Annotated in this window: 16 protein-coding genes and 5 pseudogenes; 17 read left to right on the forward strand and 4 right to left on the reverse strand. The window is 40.6% G+C overall.

Features of this window, described 5'->3' with window-relative positions:
* Positions 1-92 precede the first annotated feature (92 nt).
* The gene (locus tag JCM10596_RS07080; RefSeq protein ID WP_025026513.1) at positions 93-368 is read left to right on the forward strand and encodes a hypothetical protein; all 276 of its coding nucleotides are present in this window, start codon (positions 93-95) and stop codon (positions 366-368) included.
* A gap of 88 nt (positions 369-456) precedes the next feature.
* Here JCM10596_RS07080 and JCM10596_RS07085 read toward each other — a convergent pair whose 3' ends face one another.
* The gene (locus tag JCM10596_RS07085) at positions 457-1,410 is read right to left on the reverse strand and encodes an ATP-dependent DNA ligase (protein WP_025026514.1); all 954 of its coding nucleotides are present in this window, start codon (positions 1,408-1,410) and stop codon (positions 457-459) included.
* A 166-nt stretch (positions 1,411-1,576) separates the two neighbouring features.
* On the opposite strand from JCM10596_RS07085, the gene JCM10596_RS07090 reads away from it, so the two are divergent.
* The 4 genes from JCM10596_RS07090 to JCM10596_RS07105 all read left to right on the forward strand — a co-directional run bounded on the left by JCM10596_RS07090 (position 1,577) and on the right by JCM10596_RS07105 (position 6,120).
* Positions 1,577-3,631 (forward strand): DUF6359 domain-containing protein, encoded by a 2,055-nt coding sequence (locus JCM10596_RS07090; RefSeq protein ID WP_025026515.1) that lies wholly within the window; start codon positions 1,577-1,579, stop codon positions 3,629-3,631.
* A 202-nt stretch (positions 3,632-3,833) separates the two neighbouring features.
* The gene (locus JCM10596_RS07095) at positions 3,834-4,172 is read left to right on the forward strand and encodes a hypothetical protein (protein WP_025026516.1); all 339 of its coding nucleotides are present in this window, start codon (positions 3,834-3,836) and stop codon (positions 4,170-4,172) included.
* 180 nt (positions 4,173-4,352) lie between these two features.
* Positions 4,353-4,979 carry a hypothetical protein gene (locus JCM10596_RS07100; RefSeq protein ID WP_025026517.1) on the forward strand — a complete coding sequence of 209 codons (627 nt, stop codon included), beginning with the start codon at positions 4,353-4,355 and terminating at the stop codon, positions 4,977-4,979.
* Between the two features lie 136 nt (positions 4,980-5,115).
* Positions 5,116-6,120 carry a YheC/YheD family protein gene (locus JCM10596_RS07105; protein ID WP_025026518.1) on the forward strand — a complete coding sequence of 335 codons (1,005 nt, stop codon included), beginning with the start codon at positions 5,116-5,118 and terminating at the stop codon, positions 6,118-6,120.
* Positions 6,121-6,232: 112 nt separating this feature from the next.
* On the opposite strand, the gene JCM10596_RS07110 is transcribed toward JCM10596_RS07105, so the two are convergent.
* From JCM10596_RS07110 to JCM10596_RS07120, 3 genes are all read right to left on the reverse strand, one after another.
* Complete coding sequence (locus JCM10596_RS07110; RefSeq protein ID WP_025026519.1) at positions 6,233-6,484, reverse strand: hypothetical protein; 252 nt, start codon at positions 6,482-6,484, stop codon at positions 6,233-6,235.
* Between the two features lie 136 nt (positions 6,485-6,620).
* A complete protein-coding gene (gene ku / locus JCM10596_RS07115) occupies positions 6,621-7,430 on the reverse strand; it encodes a non-homologous end joining protein Ku (protein WP_025026520.1) in 810 nt (269 codons plus the stop codon).
* Between the two features lie 80 nt (positions 7,431-7,510).
* Positions 7,511-9,238, reverse strand: a complete 1,728-nt coding sequence (locus JCM10596_RS07120) for an Rqc2 family fibronectin-binding protein (RefSeq protein WP_025026521.1) — start codon at positions 9,236-9,238, stop codon at positions 7,511-7,513.
* A 172-nt stretch (positions 9,239-9,410) separates the two neighbouring features.
* On the opposite strand from JCM10596_RS07120, the pseudogene JCM10596_RS24380 reads away from it, so the two are divergent.
* From JCM10596_RS24380 to rsmB, 12 genes and pseudogenes are all read left to right on the forward strand, one after another.
* Positions 9,411-12,122, forward strand: a pseudogene (locus JCM10596_RS24380) (calcium-translocating P-type ATPase, SERCA-type).
* Between the two features lie 93 nt (positions 12,123-12,215).
* Entirely contained in the window at positions 12,216-13,403 is a 1,188-nt protein-coding gene (locus tag JCM10596_RS07130; RefSeq protein WP_025026522.1) for a GNAT family N-acetyltransferase, read from the forward strand.
* A 135-nt stretch (positions 13,404-13,538) separates the two neighbouring features.
* Positions 13,539-14,111 (forward strand): YicC/YloC family endoribonuclease, encoded by a 573-nt coding sequence (locus tag JCM10596_RS24385; protein WP_051541219.1) that lies wholly within the window; start codon positions 13,539-13,541, stop codon positions 14,109-14,111.
* A 32-nt stretch (positions 14,112-14,143) separates the two neighbouring features.
* A pseudogene (locus JCM10596_RS27605) lies at positions 14,144-14,416 on the forward strand (endoribonuclease YicC domain-containing protein); the annotation flags it as partial.
* A gap of 21 nt (positions 14,417-14,437) precedes the next feature.
* Positions 14,438-14,698, forward strand: a complete 261-nt coding sequence (remA, locus tag JCM10596_RS07140; RefSeq protein ID WP_025026523.1) for an extracellular matrix/biofilm regulator RemA — start codon at positions 14,438-14,440, stop codon at positions 14,696-14,698.
* Positions 14,699-14,717: 19 nt separating this feature from the next.
* Positions 14,718-15,334: pseudogene (gene gmk, locus JCM10596_RS24390) on the forward strand (guanylate kinase).
* Positions 15,335-15,336: 2 nt separating this feature from the next.
* On the forward strand, positions 15,337-15,546 hold the full coding sequence (gene rpoZ / locus JCM10596_RS07150; RefSeq protein WP_025026524.1) for a DNA-directed RNA polymerase subunit omega: 210 nt from the start codon (positions 15,337-15,339) through the stop codon (positions 15,544-15,546).
* Positions 15,547-15,612: 66 nt separating this feature from the next.
* Positions 15,613-16,829 (forward strand): annotated as a pseudogene (coaBC, locus tag JCM10596_RS24395) (bifunctional phosphopantothenoylcysteine decarboxylase/phosphopantothenate--cysteine ligase CoaBC).
* Positions 16,822-19,127, forward strand: a pseudogene (gene priA / locus JCM10596_RS24400) (primosomal protein N'). The pseudogenes coaBC and priA overlap by 8 nt, the downstream one beginning before the upstream one ends.
* A gap of 13 nt (positions 19,128-19,140) precedes the next feature.
* On the forward strand, positions 19,141-19,611 hold the full coding sequence (gene def, locus JCM10596_RS07165; RefSeq protein WP_025026525.1) for a peptide deformylase: 471 nt from the start codon (positions 19,141-19,143) through the stop codon (positions 19,609-19,611).
* Between the two features lie 20 nt (positions 19,612-19,631).
* Positions 19,632-20,579 carry a methionyl-tRNA formyltransferase gene (gene fmt / locus JCM10596_RS07170; protein WP_025026526.1) on the forward strand — a complete coding sequence of 316 codons (948 nt, stop codon included), beginning with the start codon at positions 19,632-19,634 and terminating at the stop codon, positions 20,577-20,579.
* Between the two features lie 2 nt (positions 20,580-20,581).
* Complete coding sequence (gene rsmB, locus JCM10596_RS07175) at positions 20,582-21,886, forward strand: 16S rRNA (cytosine(967)-C(5))-methyltransferase RsmB (protein WP_025026527.1); 1,305 nt, start codon at positions 20,582-20,584, stop codon at positions 21,884-21,886.
* The last annotated feature ends 14 nt before the right edge of the window (positions 21,887-21,900 follow it).

Consider the following 21,900-nt stretch of genomic DNA (forward strand, 5'->3'; position numbering starts at 1 on the left):
AACATTTCATTTGTTTACATTATTTTACTGAAAGTAGACATACTAGTAGAGTAATTTCTTTAATCAAATAGATCATCAGGAGGTAGATAACGATGCAACAAAATCAACAGGCTCAACAAGCGATACAACAGGCGCAGCAAGCGATTCAGCAGGTACAACAGTCTCTTCAGCAAGCAACACAACAAGCGAATCCACAAGCCATTCAACAAGCACAGCAACAACTTCAACAAGCTACTCAACAGATTCAACAAGCTCAAAATAGTGCTCAACCTGCGCAACAGCAACAATTTCAACAAATTCAACAAGAGCTTCAGCAGGCGTCCCAGCAGTTGCAACAAGCTCAACAAATGCAAAATCAGCAGCAATAAGCTCTTTATTAAATGTAATAACAAAGGCACAGAAGAAAGGTACAACCATACTATTTTTATGGCTGTGCCTTTTTGTTATGTTCGCGATCTATTCAATTTGGTCGAACGTACAATCTGTTGGACTTAGATCCATAAAAGCTTGAATACTTGGTTGCCTTAACGTTTTAGAACGGGTCCATTCCATAAATTTAACTTTGATCGATAGCTTAGGTACCACCCAAATAGCCTCTTTATTTCTCTCAGGCAAGTTGATAAAAGGGCGCTCTGCAATGATCATTCCTCCTTGGATCTTCTCGGTCAGGTTCCTCCAATCATTTTGTGTCAATTTGCCCGTTCCTGCATGTCCAATATAATAGAACTGACCTTGTTCATTGTATAATCCAAGTAAAAGAGAGTTTACTAAGCCTCCGCGAAGAGTAACACCACCGACTACGGCAAATAAATCTTTGTAATTTTTTACTTTTTGCCACCGATCATTTTTGCCATTCATGAGGTAGGGACTATTTTGATCTTTAACAATGATTCCTTCCATTTCCTGTTCCTTAATCGCTGTGTAAACCCCCTGACTATCTTCATAGGAGGAAACCAGCTGAATTTGCTTGCTTGGTTGAATCATTTCTGACAATAACTGTAGTCTTTTGGCTAAAGGCTCTTGATTAACCCAGGAACCATTATAGAAGATGACATCAAAAATCATATAGGTAATGGGAACAATGTTTTGGACCTGTTCAATTCGATCCATGCGCCGCAGAGCATCTCGGCGCATTACTTCGTGAAAAGAGGGCTTTCCATCACTTCCAAGTGCAATGAGCTCTCCATCTAGAATGACCGATTTCGCTGTACAATAGGATGAGATGTGCAGTAACTCAGGGTAATGATGTGTGCGTTCATTTTTTTTTCGGTTAAATAAGCGGGTTTTCTTGCCATCATAGTAGGTTAGAATCCGCACACCATCCCACTTAATTTGTGCTATCCATTGTTTTCCTTCAGGTATAGAGTTTGCAGAAACAGGTTCAAATGGGCTGATGGGTTGAAAGTCCATATTGGTATCTCCTTTCTTATCGTCTATGGTCTGAAACAACAGCAAAAAATCATCTTATAGATACATATCTAAGGTGCTTAGTCTAATTGTTAACAAAAATATTACAACTTCTTAATAAACACATAGTATAATGAAGCTGTACCATAAATTGTGAAGGAGGATGAATATGAAAAACGGAAGAAGTAACAAGTCACTTATTTACATCATTGTATGTGCTGTACTCATTAATCTATTATTTCCTATGAGTGGTGTATTAGCCCTCGAAGAGAAAGCAGCAGGAGAAAGAGAGGCTGTTGAAGCAGCTAACGCAGCAGGTGTCATTAGCGTTCGTGAAGCGATCGAAAATAACTCAGGGAGAGCGACTGTTGAAGGATATATTGTTGGAACGAGGGCTTCAAACACAAGTAGTACATTTCAAGCTCCTTTTGTGGCAACCAATATCCAATTAGCAGATCATCCTAATGAGCGCGGACTGTCTAATCTTCTGCCTGTTCAATTGCCTAGTGGAACGATTCGTACTGCACTAAACCTTGTGGACAATCCAGAGAACTTAGGAAAAAAAATCCGTATCACAGGAAACCTTGAGAATTATTTCTCTCATCCAGGGCTTCGATCTCCAACAGCCTTTGAGTTTGTTGAGGAAAGTGAAAACCCAGATCCAACAAACCCAGTAATCTCAATACTTGAAGCAAGAGGTAAAGTAGGACAAGTTGTCGTTACTGAAGGGATTGTGAACGTAGATAACGGCTTATTGCAGCCAGGTAGACTTTCCGTATACTTACAAGATGGAGAAGCTGGAATTCAACTCTTCAATCATAATGCAGGCAACTTTCCTGTCTTGAACGCAGGAGATAAAGTAAAGGTGAAGGGAAGAGTCGGCGAGTTTAATAGGGTGACTCAGATTTTGGTGGAGGAAGTAGAGAAAATTGAAAGCGGTTTAATGGTTGCTGCGAAAGAAGTTTCTATCGCAGATTATCAGAATCCGCAGGTAGCAGAGTCCTATGAAGGACAATTAGTTCAATTAGAGGGATATGTTTACAGTGTTCCTTCATATAGCGGTGGTGGAGCAAACATTACGGTGATTGATGAGAATTTGAATGTACTGATCATCAGAGCGTGGGAGAGCACGGGAATTAATTTAAGTCAAATTGAAGCGAATAAATGGTATCAGATCACGGCGATTTCAAGTCAATTTAATACGACGTATCAATTATTACCTCGTTCCAATCAAGATATAAGACTAGCTGAAGTCCAAAAAGAAAAACCAATCAGCAAAGGAAAAGAAATCCGAGCGACGGTGGAAAGAGTCGTCGATGGGGACACAATCCGTCTAGCGAGCCCAGTATTTGGTGCTAACAATGTTCGTTTCCTAAACATAGATACACTAGAAACCTATCATACAGTAAGAAATGAGTTAGATCAGATTCAAATGGATTTAGGAAAATTAGCTGGGGCTCATCTTGGCACAATGCTTGCTGCTGGAGATGAAGTGATTCTACGCATTGGGGAAGAACCACTTGATTCCTACGGTCGTTTATTAGCAGAGGTCATCACTCTAGATGGTGTGAACACAAATTTAGAGATGGTTAGATCAGGACATGCCGTTACATATTTTATCTGGCCATTTGAAGATGAAGCGGTTGAAGTATATTCAGCAGCATTAAGAAACGCAAGATTAAATAACTTGGGCATCTGGAATGTTCCGAACTGGGAGTTCCCCTTCGAGTTTCGTGCTCGTGAAAGAGGAAGCGAGTTAGTCAGACCAGTAGGTGATTATAGAACTAAGCGATATGTGGAACCAAACCAATGGCAGAGCATTCTTCCAGAATATCGAGTGTTCTTCAACACTGAAGAGAATGCAGTTCAGGCAGGATATGCTCCTTTTGAAGAGAACAGTGGCGATATTATAGATAGCATGCTAGAAAGAGTAGATTCCTTATATGAAGATAAAGAGATCTACAAAAAGAGTACCTATACAGTCATCAAGAATCGTATAGCTCATGTGAAAAAATGTGCACAAAAAGTGGAAGAAAAGAAGGATTCTCGTTCATTAAAAGCGCATGAAAAAAATCTGCAAAAGGCAATAGACAAGCTTGAATCAGATATAGAGCGTGAATATAGTAAAGGAAATATGTCTCAACATGCGGTTGAAGTACTCAGAGCGCATCTAGATCTGATCAAAGGACAGAATCAGCCGCAAGCGTTAGATATCGCGAGCTAACATTGTTTATTGAACAATACAAACATCTAAGCAAAATGAGTAAATAAGAGAAAAGCCTTTCGTTTGTGAAGAGGATTGTTTACAGACGAAGGCTTTTTCTTATATGAAGATCATACTGGATGTTAGTTACTTTTATGGTATAATTTAATTTGCGCAAGGAGTGGATTTTGTGAGTAAAGGAGCTATTGGATGAATTAGTGTTATGACGGAAAAAAGAGAGAGCTTCCAATTTATTGTATTGGCAGTAGGAGTATTTTTATTTTTGTCTACCTTGATCTATTTGTATTTGCAAGAAACAAATAAACCTTTCCATATGAAGCCGTCTGTTGTCGAAACTTTTTCTATGGAATTACCTATATTTTCAGATCTAATAAAAACAAAAAATCAAGATGGATATATCATTAAAGATAACCACTGGAAAAAGATATACATGTTTTATCGTGAACAAATGTCTAACAATGGCTGGACTATTACACATCAATATGGATCGACTGATATGGCTGGTTTTATTACAAGCTGGCGAAAAGAGGGATTCCAGTAGAAATACATATTAATGGATTTTATATAGAAGCTGACAATCATACAATTGTGAGATTTAGCTCCAAAAACATACCGACTACATCAGCATTCGGTGTAAAAGTAATGAAACCAAAACCTTGGCTTATTGAGTGATTGAAGCAGAATTAGTAGACTTATTGTTTTTCTGATTATGGAGGTTGCTATGAAAAGAAATGGTAAGAATTATGCTATTGTAATCTTGTTAGTGATCATAACTCTAGGGGTTGTAGATAACATCAGATATTCAAATATGGTAGAAGAACTCGAATCGGAAAAAGAAAAATTATCCAATGAAATCGTTAGTTTAGAGAAAAAGCTGGAGGATAGTGCCGATAATGCAGAAAAGGTAGAAAATGAAAACAATCGTTTAGTAGAAAGCGTCGCTCAACTAGAAGAACTCGTTGATTCCTTAAAAACAGTAGATTATCAAGAGTTTATGGAGGCAATGGGTACTGTTGAAGCCTACAAGGCAGCGGAAGGATTTGAGGAAGCAAGAGAAGCCATGTCAACCAATGTAAGTATCTATATGACCGAATCGGAAGGACCATGTTCTCCTTGTGGATGGGGATTTGGATTTAATCGTCATCATATGGATTGGAAACCAAATACATTCCAAGAGCTTAGGGAATTCACAATTGAAAGAGAAAAAATACTCCTCACGTATAATACCATCGATGAATTGAAACATGATTATCAATTTGTAGTTTCCAAAGGAGAAGGATGGGATTCCAGAGAAGGTTGGAAGATACAAGACGTTAAACTCAAAGCAAAAAATAGACCATCTAACTAGTTATCGCACTAAGAGTTAAATTTTTAACTACTTACTCCCCTAATAGGTGTTAGTGGTTTTTAAGGTTTTATCAGGAGCTTAATGGTTCACCCCCGCATAAAGTGAGATAAAATATGTATTTTTAAGGATGATAATAATGATGAGTGATCCTCCTTACATTGGGCTTTTCGCATCGTGTCTAAAACAAAGAGCCAGTATTTTAAAAACATATTTTCCTCATTTTCAACATTCGGGGACACTTTTTACCTTTGATGAACAATCGGTCAACTGGGAAAACAAAACAATTAAAGGATTGACTTACAAGCATCAAAAAATTGTTGAATCAACTTTTCCGTTTCCGAACGCTGTATATAATCGTGTGTATAAAAAGAACAACAGTATTTTAGCACAATTAGAAAGAGAAATAGGTGAAAAAAGATGCTTTAATCAGATTACCCAACTAAATAAGTGGAATGTGTATACCTTATTGATGAATTCCAACATCGATTCTTTTTTACCACATACTTATTTATATAGGGATGTTGATATATGCTCCTTGCTAAAAGAGAATGGTACGTTATATATCAAACCTTGTTATGGACAACAAGGGAGAAGAGTGTACAAAATTCAGTTAACCAAAGAAGGCAAGATCAATCTGTATGGTGATGTAAAGCAGCCTAAGCATATTTTATCTAGTGATGTTGAACTAAAAAGAAAGGTAGAAGAGTTGATACCTAAAGATAAAATGTTGATCCAACAAGAGATTGCTATTCACAGAGTAGATGGGCAATATTTTGATATTCGAGCTCTAGTACAAAAAAATATTGATGGTGAATGGAAAGTGACAAATGTGGTGGGAAGGATAGCACACAAAGAATATATGAACACCTCTTTTTTTCAGAGAGTCGTTCAAATCGATGATCTTTTCCAGTTCCTGCATGGTCTAAAAATAGAAAAAGCAGAGATTCTAAACCTAGTACATGAAATCAGTGTGAAGACAGCATCCATATTGGATTGTCAGCTAGGACATCTAGGGGAATTAAGTGTGGACTATGGTTTAAACTCAGAGGGTCAGCTTACTATCATTGAAGTAAATGGAAAGCCACAAAAGAAAATATATCGAAAGGTGAAGGGATTAAAAGTCAAAAAAAGATATCTATAAACTTCCTATGGACTATGCAGTTTATCTTAGTCAGCAAGAATAAATATAGGTGTTAGAAAGCTCAGAAACCGACATAACAAATGTCGGTTTCTGAGAGAATAAATATGGAACTCTAAGGAAATTCATCAGCAACTGTTCGTTGTGTTATTTGTCCAATCTTATCACAACAGATGGCATGAGTTTCATTTTGGGGAACAAAAGGGGTTCTTACGATTAAAACATTACCATCCGCAATTCTAACGAATCTAGCATTGCTTATAAAGGTTCCTCCACCTGATCCTCCTTGTATATAAATGTCTAGAGGACGATCTCTATCAAACTCCAATGGCAATAAGTCTTCACATCTACATCCTCGTCTTCCCATATCTTTGCTCCCTTCAATATTTGATAGGTTCTACAATACCTTCATTTGTATTGTATGAAGAAAAACAGAATGTGAAAGGGACAAACATTGAGGGCATTAATCCAAAAAATGGCATGGACTCTTTGGTTCATGCCATCTAACTAGTCACCTTCTTCTTGCGCACTGCTCTTGCCTTCACAGGCTTGGTCTGCTCAATACTTGCCTGAAGCGCCTCCATAAGCTGAAGAATATCCGTTTGTGGAACCTCCTTGGCAATCGTAACCTCATTTCCAGTGATTTTCCCTTGAATTAACTCCATTAAAGATGCTCGATACTGATCGGTATATTTAGAAGGGTCAAAGGAGGTCGTTAGTTGTTCGATGAGTTGAATCGCCATCTTCAACTCTTTTTCATTTACGTTCATCTCTGTGGGAAGACCGGGAACATGATCAATCTTCCGCACTTCATCTGGGTAGTAGATGGTTTCCATGACGAGTCCCTTATTATACACTCTGACAACAGCAAGATGCTCTTTGGCTCGCAGGGTAATTTTTGCAACCCCAATCTTACCTGAATCATCCATCGCTTGCTTTAAGAGCATATAGGCTTTTTCCCCATGCTCGCTGGGACCAATAAAATAAGAGCGATTAAAATAGACAGGATCGATTTCATCTAGCTTGACAAAGTCAATAATTTCAATGCTCTTATTCTTCTCCTGAGAGATCTCCTCAAGCTCTTCCTTCTCGATAATGACAAAGCGCCCTGGCTCATATTCATATCCTTTGACGATATCGTTTGTTTCGATTTCTTTCTCGCAGGCAGGGCAGACCTTTTCATATTTGATCGGGGTGTGACACTCCTTGTGCAGATATCTCATCTTAATATCTTTTTCTTCCGTTGCGGCAAATAACTTAATGGGGATGTGCACTAGACCAAAGCTAATCGACCCTTTCCACATCGTATGCATCCTTCATCCATCCCTTCATCTGGCTCAACCATGGAGTTTTCTTATCCATAGTTTTTCTTGAATTGTCAAATGAATGAATGTTATTTCTTTCCTTGATCGTCCTTCTTTAGTTTGGCGATTCCTTCTTCCGTAGGAGTAACAAAGACGGTTTTTTGCTGATCATAAATGACATATCCCGGCTTGGCTCCACTCGGTTTTTTTACATGCTTGATTAAGGTGTAGTCTACGGGGACCTGACTGGAGGTTCTTGCCTTACTATAGTAAGCGGCAAGCTCTGCTGCTTCAAGGAGTGTCTGTTCTGAAAACTGTTCACCTCGAATCACAACATGAGACCCTGGAATATCCTTGGTGTGTAGCCATGTATCTGTGGAACGAGCAAGACGATTCGTTAGATACTCATTTTGTTTGTTGTTTTTCCCCACAATAATTTCAGTTCCATCTGAGGACACGTAGGATTCAAGTGAAGGCTTCTCCTCTTTCTTTTTCTTCTTTTTTTGCTTCGAACGATCTCGAAGATAACCGCCTTCAATAAGCTCTTCTCTCATTTCCTCAACGTCTTTAGGAGAAGCTTGCTCCAATTGCTGAATAAGAGATTCAAAATAAGAAATTTCTGCATGTGCCAGCTTTAATTGTTCCTGAATGAACTCGACGGATTTCTTTGCTTTGCTATATTTCTTATAATAGCTCTGGGCATTTTCATTGGGTGAAAGCGAAGGATCTAATTCGATAAGAAGGGTTCCGCCGTTTTCATCATAATAATTGATCACCTCAATCTGCTTATCTCCTCGCTTTACTTCATGGAGGTAGGCAGTGAGCAATTCCCCGTATAGCCTCAATTGATCTGCTTTTTCTGTATCCTTTAGGCTTTTTTCCAGCTTCGTTACTTTTTTCTTGTTTTTATCTCGTTCACTTGTTAAGAAACGAATAAAATCCTGCGATTTTTGCTTCACACGATCTCTTTCGGCTTTTCCATGAAAGAAGGCTTCTAGCATGGAACTAAGCGTTAGAAATGTCTGATGCTTGCCTTGTAGATGCTCTAGTGGTAAGAGGTAGAAGTAGGATTTATCCTTCGCTTCTATGATACAAGGCTCAAGCTGTCGCTCTTTGATCTGAGTGACGATACTGAGAAAGCTCTGCGCGATTCTTTCCTTTTCTCCAATTCCTGCTTTATAGATGATTTCTTTGGCTAGGAGCGGGCTGATTCCGCTAAAGCTCTGAACAATTTGTTGATCTAGCTTTCCTTGATTGAAATCCAACTGTTTTAAAATTGTGTCTGCCGTTGCTTCGAAAGGGTGAAGCTTATGTTGCTCAGGCGGAAGGACATATTGTCGTCCGGGAAGAACAACACGATGCTGATTGATATCATGAGAAACATGATGAATACTATCTAGAATCGATTGCTTCTCTGGATCTAAGAGAATGATATTACTGTGTCTGCCCATGATTTCAATCATTAAGCGTCTGAAGGTCATATCTCCTAGCTCATTACGAGAACGAACATCAAAATAGATCATTCGGTCCATTTGCTGCTGCTCAATCTTTTCTATAATCCCGCCTTCTAGATGTTTTCTAAGAAGCATACAGAACATGGGTGCTTCCGCTGGGTTTTCATAGGACATCTGCGTGAGATGAATTCGGGGATAGGTAGGGTTAACAGATAATAATAGTTTATGATTTTTTCCATTAGAACGAATATGGAAAATAAGTTCTCGTTCATAGGGTTGATAGATTTTTGTTATTTTTCCGCCTGCTAATTCACTAGCTAATTCTGCTGTAATGGCATAGGTCATCATTCCATCAAAGGCCATTTCTCTCACCTCATGTTTCTTTACAATATAACTATCCTATCACTTGTTTCAGCACTCCACAACTGATGAGCCAAAACAAGTCTAGTCGGTTAGAAAGTTTCAATCATGTTTTGTCCACCTGCTGAATAAGTTAGGGTAGGACAAACAAAACAAGCAGTGGGGTGAGTAAGGAGTGAATTGGTATAATCAAGATGAGAAAACGGTTGAAGAAACGCTGCAAACCAAGATGGGGGAGGGACTAAGCTGGAAAGAGGCACAGAAGCGTTTGGATAAGGTGGGTCCGAATCAATTGCAGGACCAGTCAACGATCTCTGCTTTTGCCTTGCTACTGAATCAATTTAAGGATTTTATGGTTCTCGTTCTATTAATTGCGACTTTTATCTCAGGATTATTAGGCGAATATACCGATGCTATTACGATTATTGCCATCGTTGTGTTAAATGCCATTCTTGGCTTTATTCAGGAATACCGTGCAGAGAAGTCCTTACATGCCTTGAAGGAGTTAACAGCGCCTACCGCCCATGTAATTAGAGAAGGTTTATTACAAGAGATTCCTGCCTCAGAATTAGTCCCTGGGGACATTATTTATTTTGAAGCGGGTGATCGGATTCCAGCAGATATGCGTTTATTTGAAGCCAAGGGGATCTATATTGAGGAATCCGCTTTAACAGGCGAATCAGTCCCTGTACATAAAGAGGTGCTACAAATCACCAATGAATCGGAAGTAAGCTTGGGTGATCAATGTAACATGGCTTTTATGGGTACCTTAGTTACGCGAGGTTCTGGACAAGGAATCGTTGTGGCAACAGGAATGAGCACTCAAATGGGACAGATCGCTCAGTTGATTCAAACAACTGAATCGATCCAAACCCCCTTACAGCATCGCTTGGAACAGCTAGGAAAAGTCTTAATCACGGTGGCTTTAGTGCTGACAGCTATTGTAGTACTAACGGGAATATGGCATGGACATGATGCGTACAAAATGTTCTTGGCAGGGGTGAGTTTAGCGGTAGCAGCTATACCAGAGGGTCTGCCAGCTATTGTCACCATTGCCTTAGCTCTTGGTGTACAACGCATGATTAAGCGCAAAGCGATTGTAAGGAAGCTTCCTTCGGTTGAAACACTGGGCTGTGCGTCAGTGATTTGTTCTGATAAGACAGGGACGCTGACCCAGAATAAAATGTGTGTGACCCATTTATGGACGAATGATGAATATGTAGAAGTGACAGGAACAGGGTATGATCCAAAGGGTGAGTTTTTGGTGAATAATAACCTCCTCTCATTTCAAGCAAAACCATATGTTAAACAAATGCTGGAATACGGAGTTTTGTGTAACAATGCTTACCTCAACGAAGAAACACTAGAGGAGGGAGGATTGTTACAAAGAAAGTCGACCTATTGGGATATTACGGGAGATCCTACCGAAGGAGCGCTCATCGTACTGGGAGCGAAAGCGGGAGTTTGGAGAGAAAAAACAGATCATAAGTATCAGCGCTTGGAAGAGTATCCTTTTGATTCAGCTAGAAAAATGATGTCTGTCTTGGTTAGGAACACGTATGGTGAAAAAAGAGTCATCACCAAGGGAGCGCCTGATATACTTTTAGAACGTTGTACCCATGTATTGTGGAATGGAAAGATCACTCTCATGACAGGGGATACGAAACGAAAAATCTTGGAAGCGAATGAACAATTAGCAGGAAGGGCGCTTCGTAATTTAGCCATTGCCTATCGTGATGTAAAAGGCAATGAAGGCATTAGCAATGAGGCTCAGGCAGAAAGAGCTCATCTTCGTTGGTTTATTTGGTATGATCGATCCACCACGTGCAGAAGTTAAGCAAGCCATTGCCGAATGTAAGAGAGCAGGGATAAAAACAGTGATGATCACAGGGGATCATCAAAAGACTGCCGAAGCGATTGCAGCGGACTTAGGGATACTGGGCAAAGAGGGATTATCTCTAAATGGCAGTCAGCTACAGCAGATGGATGATAAGGAATTTATGAATATTGTCGATAAGGTATCTGTCTATGCGCGTGTTACTCCTGAACATAAGCTGCGTATTGTCAAGGCACTGCAAATGAAAGGTCATGTTGTGGCTATGACAGGGGATGGAGTTAATGATGCGCCGGCGATTAAAGCAGCGGATATAGGGATCGCTATGGGGATAACAGGGACAGATGTTGCCAAGGAAGCCTCCTCCCTCATTTTAAGTGATGATAATTTTACAACGATCAAAGCAGCGATTGAAGAGGGACGGAACATCTATGAAAATATTAGAAAGTTTATTCGTTATATGCTCGCTTCCAATGTCGGAGAGATCTTGGTCATGTTCTTTGCCATGCTTATGGGAATGCCCCTGCCGCTCGTTCCCATTCAAATTCTGTGGGTGAACCTAGTTACAGACGGACTCCCTGCCATGGCATTAGGGTCGATAAATCGGAAGGGAATGTGATGAATCAACCACCGCGCGATCGAAAGGAAAGCATTTTTGCCAGAGGCTTGGCGTGGAAAATTCTATCAAGAGGTCTGCTGATTGGTTTAACTACGCTAGCTGCATTCTGGTTAACCCTTCAGAATGATCCAGAGAATCTGGTGAAAGCACAGACAGTGGCTTTTACTACTCTAGTTATGGCTCAATTAATCCATGTATTTGATTGCCGAAGCGAGAAGTCGATCTTTAGCAGAAATCCCTTTGAGAACGTTTGGCTACTGATAGCAGTCGTCACCTCTACTCTGATGTTATTGGGAGTTATGTATATTGAAGCCCTACAACCGATTTTCAAGACAGTGGCTTTAAGTGCTAATGAATGGCTCTTTGTCTTATTCTTTGCTGCTTTACCATCTGTAGCTTTAGGCTTTACCCATTTCCTTCACAAGAAAAAATAATCTATTTTTTTCCAAGCGATTTTGATATGATGATAGCAAAGCCATTTTTTTAAGTGATATTTAAGTGATATGGGATCAGGAGGGTTGGATCAGATGGACGCAATTAGACAGTTAACCAATAATGATGTGGATGCGAGCTTAGCTTTATCGCAATTTGCTTTTCAGTTTGAACTAAGTGAAGAAGAAATAGAGGAGCGGAAGAAGAAAATAAAGCCGGAGAGATCATGGGGCTATTTTATCGATGATCAGATCGCTGCTAAGCTCTCTATTCTTCCTTTCCAAACATGGATTCATGGGAAAGTATATGACATGGGAGGAATTGCAGGTGTCGCCTCATGGCCTGAGCATCGCAGACAAGGAATGGTCGGCAAGCTGATTTCCCATAGTCTACAGCTAATGCGGGAGAATAAACAATGTGTATCGTTCTTAGCTCCCTTTTCTTTTCCTTTTTACCGCAAATATGGCTGGGAAATGCACGGAGAGTATAAGAAATATACGATCACCGTGCATCAGCTTCCTCAGTTAGGAAACAGTACGGGAGTAATGAAACGAGTTGCCAAGGAGATTTCGTTATTGCAACCGATTTATGAGGAGTTTGCCAGACAATTTAATGGAATGCTGATTCGCAATGAGGAATGGTGGACAGATACCGTGTTTAGTCAGAACAAGGGAGATGTATCCGTTTACTATAATGAGCAAGGTGAAGCGAGAGGATACTTGTTCTATTCTGTCAAAAATAAAGAGATGGAAGTAGAAGAAATAGTCTATCTAGATCATGATGCCTACATAGGGTTGTGGAATTTTATTAAAAATCATGATTCGATGATTGAAAAGGTGAAAATGGAGGTTTCAATGAATGATCCCCTTCCATTTCTAATGTCTTCTCCGAGTATACAACAGGAAATCGTCCCTTACTTTATGGTGCGTATTGTGGATGTACTACCGTTCATTGCTCAGTATCCTTTTCAGTCGTTAAGCCAGCCCATCGTGTTAGAGGTTAAGGACGAATATGCCCTGTGGAATAATGGTATTTTTCTTATCCAACCACAGCAGGATGGAACGCACCAGGTAATACAGCTAGAGAAGGAGAAGTATCAGCAGGAGGGGTGGCAGGAGCAGGTGGTTTCCTGTGATATTCAAACTCTTTCGACCATGCTGTTAGGGTATCAATCGCCCCATAAATTAGCGGAATTTGGACGGCTTAGAGGAAGCGAAACAGGAATTCAAACCCTTGAGTCTATCATTCCAAGAAGAACAACATTCTTGCTTGACTTTTTCTAAAATCGTTTACCGACTCTTGGACATGTATCAAGAGTCGTTTTTGTGTTACAATTGTATGAAAAACTTCTATTCACATGGCGCCCTCTTGTATCCGCCCCTAAAATTGATTAGAATAAATGAGTGGATGTGATCAGAATGAAAAGCATGACTGGATACGGGAGAAGTGAAAAACGGATAGAAAAGCATACGTTTACTGTAGAGATGAAGTCCGTGAACCATCGTTATTGTGATATAGCGATTAGGCTTCCTCGTTCATTGTTGATGATAGAGGATCAATTCAAAAAGAAGATCCAGGAAAAAATACATAGAGGAAAGCTAGATGTATATGTGACGCTCCATTCTTCAGAGGCGACGAACAAGAAAGTGACCATCGATTGGAGTCTAGCACAAGAGTATATGACCTCGTTGGAGCATGTAAAGGAACAATTTCACCTCCAAGGGAATCTTCAATTATCTGATCTACTAAGGATTGAGGGTCTATTTTCTATGGAGGAAATAGAAGAAGATGTAGGGCGATATCGGGATACCTTGATTCAGTGTGTTGAAGAAGCAACGGAGCAATTGGTTCAGATGAGAATGAGTGAAGGAGCCGCCTTGTGTCAGGATATCAAAACACGAATCAGAGGAATTCAACGAGTGATCAAAGAGCTTGAACAAGTAGCCGGTAAAGTAAAGGTTCACTATGCTGAGCGCTCGAAGAACGTATGAAGGAATTTCTACAGGGAAGAGTGGAAGTAGCGGAACAAACCCTGTTGAACGAGGTAGCGCTATTTGCAGAGAAAGCAGATGTGTCTGAAGAGTTAACCCGCCTAGAGAGCCATTGTGTACAGGTTCTAGATACGTTAGACTTGAATGAGCCGGTGGGGCGGAAGCTTGATTTTATTGTGCAGGAAATGAATAGAGAAGTGAATACGATTGGATCAAAAGCAAATGATATTCAAATCAGTCAATTTGTCGTTGAATGTAAGAGTATCCTAGAGAAAATTAGAGAACAGGTCCAAAATATTGAATAAGGGATGGAAGAGGAGGTCTTCATGTCTATTAAACTTATAAATATAGGGTTTGGAAACATTGTGTCAGCCAATCGAATCATCTCCATTGTCAGTCCTGAATCTGCACCTATCAAAAGAATTATCCAGGAAGCACGGGACCGCAATATGTTGATTGATGCGACGTACGGACGCCGTACCAGGGCTGTTATCATTACGGATAGTGACCATGTCATTTTATCTGCCGTTCAACCAGAAACGGTCGCGCAAAGATTAAATTCAAAAGATGATTCATCTGATGAGTAAACCCAAGTAGGAGGACACTATGGAAAACGAAAAGGGGCTATTATTAGTTTTATCTGGGCCATCAGGAGTAGGAAAAGGGACGGTCTGTTCTGCGCTCCGCAATAGAGAAAGCAATATCGTCTATTCTGTGTCTGCAACAACAAGGGCTCCTAGAGCTGGTGAAGTAGACGGAGTCAATTATTTTTTCAAATCAAGAGAAAAATTTCAACAGATGATTGCTCAGGACCAATTGTTAGAATGGGCTGAATATGTTAATAATTATTATGGAACTCCAAGAGAGTATGTGGAGAGTCAGATTGAACAAGGAAATGATGTCATCCTTGAAATTGAAGTTCAGGGAGCGATGCAAGTGAAGGAGAAGTTTCCTCATGGCGTATTTATTTTTTTAAGCCTCCAAGTATGGAAGAGCTAAAGAACCGAATTGTTGGCAGAGGAACTGAAACAGATGACTCCATTACAAATCGAATGACAGTGGCAACAGAAGAGATTGACATGATGGAGCATTATGACTATGTCGTGGTCAATGATGAAGTAGAGTTGGCTTGTGATCGGATTCAAGCGATCGTTCTCGCTGAGCACTGTAAAAAAGAACGGAAAATCAAACAATATCGTAAATTACTGAAGGAGGTTAAATAACCATGTTATATCCATCCATTGATACCCTATTAAATCGCTTAGGTTCTAAATATACCCTTGTAGCGGTTGCTTCAAAGAGAGCGCGAGAGCTGCGTGACCATAATAATCAATACTTACATAGAACTGTTTCTAAGAAATATGTAGGTGTGGCTTTAGAAGAGATAGTTGAAGATTATATTTCTTTTGAGAAAATAATCGTAGAAAAAGAGTAACTATATGAGACGATTGTAACAACCTCTATTTTAGGTTGTTATTTTTTTAGGAGGGGATAAGCCATGATTCTTAAGAATAAGACCATTCTTTTGGGTGTCAGTGGAGGAATAGCCGCCTACAAGGCTTGTACGATTTGTAGCCAGTTAACACAAGCAGGTGCGACGGTAAAAGTGATCTTAACGAAAGCAGCTACACAATTTGTTCAGCCACTCACCTTCCAAGCACTTTCTCGTCAACCGGTATACGTGGATACCTTTGATGAGAAGCATCCCGAGGTTGTTTCTCATATCGATTTAGCGGATCATGCGGATTTGTTTCTGGTTGCTCCAGCAACAGCCAATGTCATTGGAAAGCTGGCAAATGGGATTGCGGATGATATGTTATCTACCACCTTATTGGCAACCCGTGCGCGATTTGGATTGCTCCAGCGATGAACGGACATATGCTTCAGAATCCAGCCGTACAAGAAAATATCCATAGACTTAGGCGCCGAGGGATTCATTTTGTCCAGCCAGGTGAAGGGCAATTGGCATGCGGGTATGTGGGTCAAGGGCGTTTGGCAGAACCAGAGGAAATCATCCAGCATGTCCTCACTTTTTTTGGGGCTGAGCAAGAGGCTTTATCTATGGAAAGAGAATGGTGGCAAGGCAAGCGAGTTCTCATTACAGCTGGACCGACAAGGGAAGAAATTGATCCAGTACGCTATATTTCTAACTATTCTTCGGGTAAAATGGGCTATGCTCTTGCGGGACAAGCTCGTCAATTAGGAGCTGAGGTGACTCTTGTTTCAGGTCCGGTTGATTTAGAGCAACCTCACGGGGTGACGTTAATCTCCGTTCAATCGGCTGAAGAGATGTTTCGGGCTGTAGTGAATCAATTTGATGACATCGATGTTGTCATTAAAGCAGCGGCTGTAGCCGATTACAAACCGGCTGAGAAGGCGACTCAAAAAATGAAAAAGTCAGAAGAGCTTCTGACATTGACGCTTGAGAAAACAACAGATATTTTGCAGTATTTGGGTTCGGTCAAAAAAGACCAGATTCTAGTGGGCTTTGCTGCTGAAACAAATTTAGTCGAAGAGTACGCGATGCAAAAACTAGAGAGAAAAAATGCCGATTTTATTGTTGCTAATGATGTAACTCAAGAAGGAGCAGGATTCGGCACAGATACCAATATCGTCACCATCTATCATTCTTCGGGCAAGAAGGTGTCGCTCCCAATGCTACGAAAGGAAGAAGTGGCGCTTAAGATTCTAGAAACGGTGGCTAAAAACGATGCTTGAAAAACATCGATGTGCGGAAGTGATCGTAGAGGTACCAGCTAGAAACATTAACCGTCCTTTTGATTACTTGATTCCTAGCCATTTAAACCAGCACATTCAGGTAGGCTCTAGGGTGATTGTTCCCTTCGGACCTAGAAAAACGCAAGGATACGTACTCGGCATAAAAGAAGTGACAGAAGGACAAAAGCTGAAAAATATAGAACGAGTGCTTGATGAGATTCCTCCTCTAACACCGGAATTTATTGATTTAGCCAAGTGGATGAGTCAAGAGTACGTCTGTCTTTTGATCACCGCGTTACAAGCCATGCTTCCCGCTGTCCTAAAATCGAAAACAGAGAAGGTTGCTAAAACAAAAGGGGACTCTTCTGAAGTCGAATATATTGTTACAGATAGAATAACCAAGAAATGGGTGGCGATGCTGAACCCTTCCCTTTCATTAGAAGAACTGATTCACTTTCGTGATGAACAGCTTTCTCCAAAGGCGAAAAAACAGAAAGAGATTCTTCAATTTTTTATTGAGAACTATCAAGCCCATTCGGTACAGGATGTGTTAGCCGCCTGTGAAACAACAAGGTCAACGATTCAAGCTCTTATAGACCGCGGCTGCTTATCCCTTGAACAAGTGGACACCTATCGCGATCCTTATCAGCATCGTGAATTTGAAGCCTCCGAACCCTTACCTCTTACTATGGAGCAGGAGCAGGCGTATACTCAGATTATTGAAGCGGTTGAAGCAGAAAAAAGTACAACGTTTTTGTTACATGGTGTAACTGGAAGCGGAAAAACAGAGGTTTATCTTCAGAGTATTTCTTATGTCCTAGAGCAAGGAAAGGAAGCGATTGTCCTAGTTCCAGAAATCTCTCTGACCCCTCAAATGGTAGAGCGCTTCAAGGGCAGGTTTGGCAATCAAGTTGCGTGATTCATAGTCGTCTTGCCTCAGGGGAGAGGTATGATGAGTGGAGAAAAATCCAAGAAGAAAAGGTCAAGGTCGTGATCGGAGCGAGGTCTGCCTTATTTGCTCCCTTCAAAAATGTAGGCTTGATTATCATTGATGAGGAGCATGAAACCTCCTATAAACAAGAGGAAAATCCGAAGTATCATGCGAGAGACATTGCCATTTATAGAGGACAATATCATCATGCCCCTGTCGTTTTAGGTAGTGCAACGCCTGCTTTAGAAAGCTATGCTCGGGCGAAAAAAGGAGTCTACTCTCTTCTTACATTAAAGGGGAGGGTACAGGATCGTTTGCTTCCTAAGGTTGAAATTGTAGATATGAGAGAAGAGCTACAAACAGGAAATCGCACGATGTTTAGCAAGGCTTTGTACGAAAAAATAATAGAACGTTTAGAACGGAAGGAGCAAATTGTCTTATTTCTTAATCGTAGGGGATACTCTACATTTGTCATGTGTCGAGATTGCGGTTATGTCCTGCAATGTCCACATTGTGATATTTCTTTGACGTATCATAAAATCCACCAGTATAACCGTTGTCATTATTGTGGACATACGGAACCTATTTTAGAACAATGCCCTGAGTGTCACAGTGAACATATTCGTTTTTTTGGAACAGGGACTCAAAAGGTAGAAGAAGAGCTATATAAGCATTTCCCTGGGATTCGAGTGATACGTATGGACGTGGATACAACTCAACAAAAGAATGCTCATGAAAAACTTCTGCAAGCCTTTAAAGCTCAAAAAGCGGATTGTCTTCTCGGGACACAGATGATTGCCAAAGGGTTAGATTTTGAAAGAGTCACGCTGGTAGGTGTCATAGCTGCCGACTCTCTCTTACATCTCCCTGATTTTAGAGCTTCAGAGAAGACATTTCAGCTTTTAACTCAGGTAAGTGGAAGAGCAGGAAGGCATGAGCTTCCGGGAGAAGTGGTTATACAATCCTATACACCTGACCATTATAGTATTATTGCTGCCTCTGAACATGATTACTTATCCTTTTATCAGCAGGAGATGCAGATTAGGCATACGCGTGGCTATCCTCCTTATTTCTATTTAACTCTTATCACATTTACACATGAAGATTTGGTTTATTTAGTGAAGGTCTGCGAGGAAGCAGTGCGTTGGTTAAAGTCACATATTCAAGGTTCATCCATGATTTTAGGACCCGTAGCCTCACCCATTCCAAGGATCAAAGATAGATATCGTTATCAATGCATGATAAAATATAGAGATGAGCCAAATCTTGGAGTGATTTTAACGCAATTTTTAGAACAAATAAGGGAACATATGGAGAAGAAAAAACTTCAGGTTCAAATAGATAAGAATCCACAAATGTTAATGTAGGAGTGAAGCAACTATGGCGATTAGAGTAATCGTAAAACACCCAGATCCGATTCTGCGGGAGAAAGCTGTTGAAGTAAAAAACATCAATAAAAACATTATAAAACTATTAGATGATATGGTCGATACGATGTATCATGCCGAAGGAGTAGGCTTGGCAGCTCCTCAAGTGGGCATTTCGAAACGAGTAGCTGTCATTGATTGTGGAGATGAGCATGGTGGATTGATCGAATTGATCAATCCAGTTGTAATCTCTCAATCTGGCGAGCAGTTCGGTCCAGAGGGATGTCTCAGCTTCCCAGGTTTGATGGGGGATGTTCGCAGAGCAAAAAAATGTAAGGTTCGTGCCCTAAACCGAGAAGGGAAGGAATTTGAGGTCGAAGGAGAAGACTTATTAGCCAGAGCTCTGCTACATGAAATCGATCATCTTAATGGGGTTCTCTTCACTGATTTTGTAGAGAGATATTATGACAATAAGAGAGGCTAGAACGGAAAGGAGAATTCAATTTGAAAATTGTATTTATGGGGACTCCTGATTTTGCCGTTCCGTCCTTACGAGCGTTAGTAAGCAATGGATATCAGGTTGTTGGGGTTGTCACTCAGCCCGATCGTCCAAAAGGGAGAAAGAAAGTGTTAACACCACCTCCTGTGAAGGAAGTGGCAGTGGAACTAGGTATTCCGGTAGAACAGCCAGAAAAAATTAAAAACTCAGCGGAAACCTTAGCTCGTTTAAAGGAATGGGCTCCAGATTTAATCGTGACGGCTGCCTTTGGTCAGTTATTGCCTAAAGAAGTTTTAGAACTGCCGCGAATGCGGTGTATTAATGTTCATGCCTCCTTACTTCCAAAATATCGAGGAGGAGCTCCAATACATCAGTCCATTATTGATGGATGCAGTGAAACGGGTGTGACCATTATGTATATGGAGGAAGCGTTAGATGCAGGGGATATGCTTTCCCAGGTGAAGGTAGCTATCGAAGAAACAGATGATGTAGCCAGCCTCTTTCATAAATTAAGCTTGGCTGGGGCAAAGCTATTAATCGAAACCCTTCCACCGCTGATTAAGGGGACAGTTCAACCCATTCCCCAAGATATAACACAGGTTTCCTATGCTACTAATATCAAACGTGAGGATGAGGAAATTGTTTGGACGAAAGACGGGAATGCTATTTACAACCACATCCGTGGATTGCGCCCTTTTCCTGGTTCCTTCACGAAGATCAAGGGAGAGAATTGCAAGGTGTGGGAAGCACAAAAAACAACAGATCGCAATCTTTCTGGTGAACCTGGAACGATTTATCTGCTCAATCAGCATGGCATAGGTGTGATCACAGGAGATCAATCGGGAATTGTCCTGACTCAGATCCAACCGGCAGGAAAGAAAAGAATGCTAGCGAGTGACTTTATTCGAGGGGCAGGGAGTCAGCTGTCTGTTGGAATGAAATTAGGTGAATAGAATTGAAATATCAAGCGAGACGTTTAGCCCTGGAAGCCTTACTTAAGATTGATCAAGGAGGGGCTTACAGTCATTTATTATTAAATCAAATTCTCAATCAGCATCAAAATCTTGACCCAAGAGATCGTCATTTGATCACAGAGATTGTCTATGGAACTATTCAGCATCAGAGATGGATTGATTTTCAATTAGAGCCCTTTTTGAAACAGAAGATCGATAAGCTGGAGCCGTGGGTGAAGCAGTTGCTCAGACTTAGTGTTTATCAGTTTCTTTTTCTCGATCGTGTTCCAGATCGTGCCATTGTTCATGAGGCTGTAGAAATCTCTAAGCAATTGGGACACAAGGGAATAACAGGTATGGTGAATGGTGTTCTGCGGAACTTTCTTCGCACACCTAGACGTGAAATCTCTGAAATTCAAAACCCTATGGATCAAATCGCGATCGAAACCTCACATCCAACTTGGATGGTGAAAAGGTGGGCAGCTCAATACGGAGAAGAAAAAGCGCGGTGGATCTGTCGTGAGAATAATGTTCCACCACAGGTCAGCATACGAGTGAATAGTTTAAAAATAACCAGAGAAGAGCTAAAAGAACGTTTTCTAGCAGAAGGATATGTCGTAGAAGAGAGTCAGGTTTCTCCCTTGGGATTACTGATTATTTCAGGTGGTAATGTATCACAAACGGCTCTATATCGAGAGGGTTACTTTACCATTCAAGATGAAAGCTCCATGCTGATTACCCCGTTGCTTGATCCTCAGCCTGGAATGAGGGTATTAGATGTTTGTGCAGCACCGGGCGGAAAAACAACCCATATCGCGGAGTATATGCAGGATCAAGGAGAAGTAGTGGCGAATGATCTTCATCCGCATAAGGAACAGCTTATAAAGGAGCAGAGCAAACGTCTAGGTGTCCATAGTATTCATACCAAGGTATGTGATGCACGAAAGCTGAGAGAACAGATGAATGATGAATTTGATCGGATTCTCCTAGATGCTCCTTGTTCAGGGTTCGGGGTCATAAGAAGAAAGCCAGATATCAAATGGAAAAAGAAAAAAGAGGACGTAACCGCTATTGCTCAAGTTCAATATGAACTGCTCAAAGAAGTTGCTCCTTTGCTTAAAAAAGGTGGAAGCTTGGTCTATAGTACCTGTACAATCGACCAAGAAGAGAATGAACAATTGGTTCGACGCTTTATTGAGGATTTTCCTGAATTCACATTAGTGGAAGAAGACATGCGTCAGATATTACCGATTGATTTTGGTTCAGATGGTTTTTTTATGGCCAAAATAATAAGAAGTGAGAAATGAAGATTTTTTAAAAA

It is taken from the genome of Caldalkalibacillus mannanilyticus JCM 10596, from assembly GCF_000615945.1.
In the GTDB taxonomy this organism is placed as follows: domain Bacteria; phylum Bacillota; class Bacilli; order Caldalkalibacillales; family JCM-10596; genus Bacillus_AT; species Bacillus_AT mannanilyticus.

Bases quoted from the DNA above. Each gene is read 5' to 3' on its own strand.
- JCM10596_RS07085 (WP_025026514.1), bottom strand. From the start codon at position 1,410: ATGGACTTTCAACCCATCAGCCCATTTGAACCTGTTTCTGCAAACTCT.
- remA (WP_025026523.1), top strand. From the start codon at position 14,438: ATGTCTATTAAACTTATAAATATAGGGTTTGGAAACATTGTGTCAGCC.
- JCM10596_RS07100 (WP_025026517.1), top strand. From the start codon at position 4,353: ATGAAAAGAAATGGTAAGAATTATGCTATTGTAATCTTGTTAGTGATC.
- JCM10596_RS07080 (WP_025026513.1), top strand. From the start codon at position 93: ATGCAACAAAATCAACAGGCTCAACAAGCGATACAACAGGCGCAGCAA.
- def (WP_025026525.1), top strand. From the start codon at position 19,141: ATGGCGATTAGAGTAATCGTAAAACACCCAGATCCGATTCTGCGGGAG.
- JCM10596_RS07130 (WP_025026522.1), top strand. From the start codon at position 12,216: ATGGACGCAATTAGACAGTTAACCAATAATGATGTGGATGCGAGCTTA.
- rpoZ (WP_025026524.1), top strand. From the start codon at position 15,337: ATGTTATATCCATCCATTGATACCCTATTAAATCGCTTAGGTTCTAAA.
- JCM10596_RS07090 (WP_025026515.1), top strand. From the start codon at position 1,577: ATGAAAAACGGAAGAAGTAACAAGTCACTTATTTACATCATTGTATGT.
- ku (WP_025026520.1), bottom strand. From the start codon at position 7,430: ATGCATACGATGTGGAAAGGGTCGATTAGCTTTGGTCTAGTGCACATC.
- JCM10596_RS07120 (WP_025026521.1), bottom strand. From the start codon at position 9,238: ATGGCCTTTGATGGAATGATGACCTATGCCATTACAGCAGAATTAGCT.
- JCM10596_RS07105 (WP_025026518.1), top strand. From the start codon at position 5,116: ATGATGAGTGATCCTCCTTACATTGGGCTTTTCGCATCGTGTCTAAAA.
- JCM10596_RS07095 (WP_025026516.1), top strand. From the start codon at position 3,834: ATGACGGAAAAAAGAGAGAGCTTCCAATTTATTGTATTGGCAGTAGGA.
- JCM10596_RS24385 (WP_051541219.1), top strand. From the start codon at position 13,539: ATGAAAAGCATGACTGGATACGGGAGAAGTGAAAAACGGATAGAAAAG.
- JCM10596_RS07110 (WP_025026519.1), bottom strand. From the start codon at position 6,484: ATGGGAAGACGAGGATGTAGATGTGAAGACTTATTGCCATTGGAGTTT.